Annotated in this window: 4 protein-coding genes and 2 pseudogenes; 2 read left to right on the top strand and 4 right to left on the bottom strand. The window is 58.1% G+C overall.

Going from position 1 to position 4,439, the window contains the following annotated elements; translation table 11 throughout:
• A pseudogene (locus tag ACIPIZ_RS29420) lies at positions 1–183 on the bottom strand (metal-binding protein); the annotation flags it as partial.
• Positions 184–288: 105 nt separating this feature from the next.
• Here ACIPIZ_RS29420 and ACIPIZ_RS29415 point away from each other — a divergent pair.
• Complete coding sequence (locus tag ACIPIZ_RS29415) at positions 289–867, top strand: nucleoside triphosphate pyrophosphatase (protein ID WP_064391509.1); 579 nt, start codon at positions 289–291, stop codon at positions 865–867.
• Between the two features lie 86 nt (positions 868–953).
• Here the strand turns inward: ACIPIZ_RS29415 and ACIPIZ_RS29410 are convergent, their stop codons facing one another.
• The 3 genes from ACIPIZ_RS29410 to rluC are packed head-to-tail and all read right to left on the bottom strand — an operon-like array spanning position 954 to position 3,576.
• On the bottom strand, positions 954–1,943 hold the full coding sequence (locus ACIPIZ_RS29410; protein ID WP_064391510.1) for a S49 family peptidase: 990 nt from the start codon (positions 1,941–1,943) through the stop codon (positions 954–956).
• 24 nt (positions 1,944–1,967) lie between these two features.
• Positions 1,968–2,630, bottom strand: coding sequence for an HAD-IA family hydrolase (locus tag ACIPIZ_RS29405; protein WP_064391511.1), 663 nt, complete (start codon positions 2,628–2,630; stop codon positions 1,968–1,970).
• Positions 2,617–3,576, bottom strand: coding sequence for a 23S rRNA pseudouridine(955/2504/2580) synthase RluC (gene rluC, locus ACIPIZ_RS29400; protein ID WP_064391512.1), 960 nt, complete (start codon positions 3,574–3,576; stop codon positions 2,617–2,619). Before rluC ends, ACIPIZ_RS29405 begins: the two co-directional genes overlap by 14 nt.
• 699 nt (positions 3,577–4,275) lie before the next feature.
• On the opposite strand from rluC, the pseudogene ACIPIZ_RS29395 reads away from it, so the two are divergent.
• Positions 4,276–4,422: pseudogene (locus tag ACIPIZ_RS29395) on the top strand (hypothetical protein); the annotation flags it as partial.
• Positions 4,423–4,439 lie beyond the last annotated feature (17 nt).

Raw genomic sequence — 4,439 nt, 5'->3', positions numbered from 1 at the left:
GATTACAACAGATTTACTTTCATCTCGTTCAAAAACGAATTTCGCCTGCACCGTACCGACATCGTAGGAAAGCGGGTCGCAGAGTCTCTTCAAATCGGCTAGCAGCAAATCACCTTGAAGGGTGGTGCCACGATCAGCCAATTTGCGCGGGTCAACGTGAGGTGGAATCGGGTCATTCAACATAGGCGCAGCATTATAGGGATGCACCCACCCATGTCAAAGGAAATTGTGCCCTGTCCGTCACTTGCGTGCCTCCGCTAGAATTCGCACCTGCCTCAGGAGATGCGAATGCTGCCTTTATTACTCGCTTCAAGCTCGACCTATCGTCGGGAATTGCTCGCCCGCCTGCACCTGCCGTTCGTCTGCAGCTCGCCGGATATCGATGAAAGTCATCGCCCGGGCGAGTCAGCCAGCGAACTGGTCAAGCGCCTCGCCGAGCAAAAAGCCCGGGCACTGGCCGACAGCCATCCCGCTCATCTGATTATCGGCTCGGATCAGGTAGCCGTCCTCGGCGAACAGATTATCGGCAAGCCGCATACCTTCGAGAAGGCTCGCGAACAACTGATGGCCGCCAGTGGCGCCAGCGTGACATTCCTGACCGGTCTGGCGCTGCTCAATAGCCAGACCGGCGAATGCCAGGTCGATTGCGTGCCGTTTACCGTGCACATGCGCCAGCTCGACCAGGCGCGCATCGAGCGCTATCTGCGCATCGAGCAGCCATATGACTGTGCTGGAAGCTTCAAGGCGGAAGGCCTCGGCGTGAGCCTGTTTCAATCCACGGAAGGCCCTGACGCCACCAGCCTGGTCGGCTTGCCACTGATTCGCCTGATCGACATGCTGCTGATCGAAGGCGTGCAGATCCCTTAAAGCAAAAGATCGCAGCCTGCGGCAGCTCCTACACCGATCTCTGTAGGAGCTGCCGCAGGCTGCGATCTTTTGATCTTTACAACGAATCAGCGCAACGAAGGCCCGTGGAAACCCATCCACATCGCCAATTGCTCAGCCACGCTGGCACCGAGCTTCTTCGAGAAGCGATCGAACGGTGACTCCTGCACAGTGAAGTCGACCAGTTCTTTCTCGCCAATCACATCACGCGCGACCGAACTGGCATTGCCCAGACCATCGATCAAGCCCAGCGGCAGCGCCTGCTCGCCCGACCAGACCAATCCAGAGAACAGTTCCGGATGATCCTTGTCCTTCAGACGATCGCCACGCCCCTGCTTGACGCTGTTGATGAACTGCTTGTGCGTCGTGTCGAGCACGCCCTGCCAGAACGCCGTTTCTTCAGGCTTCTGCGGCTGGAACGGATCGAGAAACGACTTGTGCTCGCCCGAGGTGTAGGTGCGGCGCTCAACACCCAGCTTCTCCATGGTGCCAACAAAGCCGTATCCGGCTGCCGTCACACCAATCGAACCGACCAGACTCGCCTTGTCGGCGTAGATCTGGTCCGCCGCACTGGCGATGTAATAGGCACCGGAGGCGCCGAGATCGGAAATCACCGCATACAGCTTGATCTCGGGGTGCAGGCCGCGCAGGCGCTTGATCTCGTCGTAGACGTAACCCGACTGCACCGGACTGCCGCCAGGGCTGTTGATGCGCAGAATGACGCCCTTGACCTTCTTGTCCTCGAACGCCGCCCGCAAGCTACCAACAATGTTGTCGGCGCTGGCCGGCTCTTTGTCGGCGATCATGCCGGTGACGTCGATCAGCGCGGTGTAGTTCGGACCGCGCGTGGCGCTCTTTTCCATGTCCATCAGCGGCGTAAACAGGATCAATGCCACGAACAGATAAACAAAGGTCAAGAGCTTGAAGAAAATCCCCCAACGCCGCGAACGACGCTGCTCCTGGACGCCCGCGAGGAGGGTCTTTTCCAATAGCTTCCAGCTTTTCTCGTCACCGCCCTCGGCACTTGCCTTGGCCGGTGCTTTCCATTCGTCGGTCATGCCATCCACCCCAGCAAAAACGTATTAAGCCTGCTGCCCCAGCCAGGCATGCAATTCGGAAAAACGGTCGATCGACAGGCGCGGCTCGAACTGTTGCAGGGATTCGATCGATTGCGCGCCATAACTGACCGCCACCGAATCCATCCCCGCGTTACGCGCCATCAGCAGATCAAAGGACGAATCGCCAACCATCAGCGCCTGCTCGGCGCGCACGCCGCAATGCGCAAGGATCTGCTCAAGCATCAGAGGGTGCGGCTTGCTGGCAGTTTCATCGGCGGCGCGAGTGATATCGAAATAATCTTCCCAGCCATTGGCCTTGAGCACCCGATCCAGGCCGCGACGATTCTTGCCGGTGGCGACAGCCAGGTGATAGCCCTGCTCACGAAACGACGCCATCGACTCGACTACGCCTTCGAACAACGGCGAAGGCACGGCCTCAGCGGCGATATAGTGATCAGCGTAATACTCGCGAAACAAGGTCATTTCGGCGTCGCTGATTTCGGGATACAGCGTGCGAATCGCCTCCGGCAAGCCGAGACCGATGATGCCCTTGACGGCAAAATCATCGCGCAACTCGAAACCGGAACGCCCGGACGCCGAGTGCATCGCCTCGACAATCCGGTGAATGGAGTCAGCCAGCGTGCCGTCCCAATCGAAAATCAGCAGCTTGTAATCAGATGGGCGCACTCAATCGCTCCACGGTCTTGGCCCACATTTCATCGACCGGCGCCTGCAAGGTCAGCTTGCCGCCATCGGGCAGCGGCACGGTCAGCATGTAAGCGTGCAGGAACAGGCGCTTGCCGCCCAGATCGCGGATTTCCTTGGTGAAATCCTCATCGCCGTACTTGCTGTCGCCAGCAATGCAATGGCCAGCATGCAAGGTGTGCACGCGAATCTGGTGGGTACGACCGGTCACCGGTTTAGCCTCGACCATGGTGGCAAAATCGCCGAAGCGGCGCAGCACTTTGAACAGGGTCAAGGCTTCTTTGCCTTCTTCGTTGACTTCAACCATGCGCTCGCCGGAACGCAGATTGCTCTTGAGCAATGGCGCGCTGACTTTCTTGATCGAAGTCGCCCAGTTGCCGCGAACCAGCGCCATGTAGCGCTTGTCGACGCCATCGCCGCGCAATTGCTCGTGCAAGTGGCGCAGCATGCTGCGCTTTTTGGCGATCATCAGCAGGCCGGAGGTGTCGCGGTCGAGACGGTGCACCAGCTCCAGCTCTTTGGTATCGGGACGCAACTGACGAAAGGCTTCGATCACGCCGAAATTCAGGCCGCTGCCACCGTGAACCGCAATGCCGGCGGGCTTGTTGATCACGATCAGGGCTTTGTCTTCGAAAACAATCGAGGCTTCCAGGCGCTGCAACAGGCCTTGGGCCAGTGGCACCGGCTCGTCACGCTCAGGCACGCGAACCGGCGGCACGCGCACGATATCACCGGCCTGCAGCTTGTATTCGGGCTTGATCCGACCTTTGTTCACGCGCACTTCGCCTTTGCGCAAAATGCGGTAAATCAAGGTCTTGGGCACGCCTTTGAGCCGGGCGAGGAGAAAGTTGTCGATTCGTTGGCCGGCATACTCCGGCGAGACTTCAAGCAATTGAACGCCTGGAGTCGAAGGGGCAGTAGTTGTCATGCCGCGGATGATAACAATTTTTATGGAATTGAAGCACTTAATCATTGCTGCTATAGTCGCGAACGCCGCCAAAAGCGGCCTGGACAGCGGAACCACGGTCAAAAACCGGCCCTGACCAACGCAATTCACCAGGACGCGAGGCCGTCCTACGGGGCTTTCGCTACGTAACGGTGGAGTTTGCAGTTGTAACAAGCGCAGGTGACATGAGGCCTGAATTACACCGCCGAGCAGAGTTTTTACTCGCCTGGCAGGCACACATTCAAGGCCAGTTCACAAAGTGCAGTCAGCTGCAGATGACCCCGAGCGAATGCTTCGGAAACAACGCCTGAATTAGCCATGATGCGTGACTTCCCCTTTCGGAGCTCACGGTAAATGCCAACCCGCTGCGGATTCTGCGCGCGGCAGCACCCGAATTATCAGGGATACGTGTAGGGTGGAGATGCACAACCGCCGGACTGTGTAGCAATAGGCTTTATCAAGACGCTTCATCTCGTCCACAGCCGCTGGTTGATTCCTCCTCCTGACTGAGTGCTTAAGTAGCCACAGCAAGCAGGACGCGTACGTCGCTATATCGGCCCAATTGGCCGCATATCGCTGGACACGGGAATGGCCCCCCACTCCCGACGCACCTGACACCGACCGTGAGAAGTCGTGTGTGCCGAACGCCGTTTCCGGCTGCCCGGAAACCGACGGTACTACATGAAAAGAATGCTGATTAACGCAACTCAACCCGAAGAGTTGCGTGTTGCACTGGTAGATGGCCAACGCCTCTACGACCTGGACATCGAATCATGTGCACGCGAGAAGACGAAGGCAAACATCTATAAAGGCCGTATCACTCGAATCTAACCAAGCCTTGAGGC

Source organism: Pseudomonas sp. NPDC087690, from assembly GCF_044743175.1.
In the GTDB taxonomy this organism is placed as follows: Bacteria; Pseudomonadota; Gammaproteobacteria; order Pseudomonadales; family Pseudomonadaceae; genus Aquipseudomonas.
This window is presented reverse-complemented; position numbering and strand designations above follow the sequence as displayed.

What these genes read in the sequence shown, in the direction of transcription:
- ACIPIZ_RS29410 (WP_064391510.1), bottom strand. Translation starts at nt 1,943, where the DNA reads ATGACCGACGAATGGAAAGCACCGGCCAAGGCAAGTGCCGAGGGCGGT.
- rluC (WP_064391512.1), bottom strand. Translation starts at nt 3,576, where the DNA reads ATGACAACTACTGCCCCTTCGACTCCAGGCGTTCAATTGCTTGAAGTC.
- ACIPIZ_RS29415 (WP_064391509.1), top strand. Translation starts at nt 289, where the DNA reads ATGCTGCCTTTATTACTCGCTTCAAGCTCGACCTATCGTCGGGAATTG.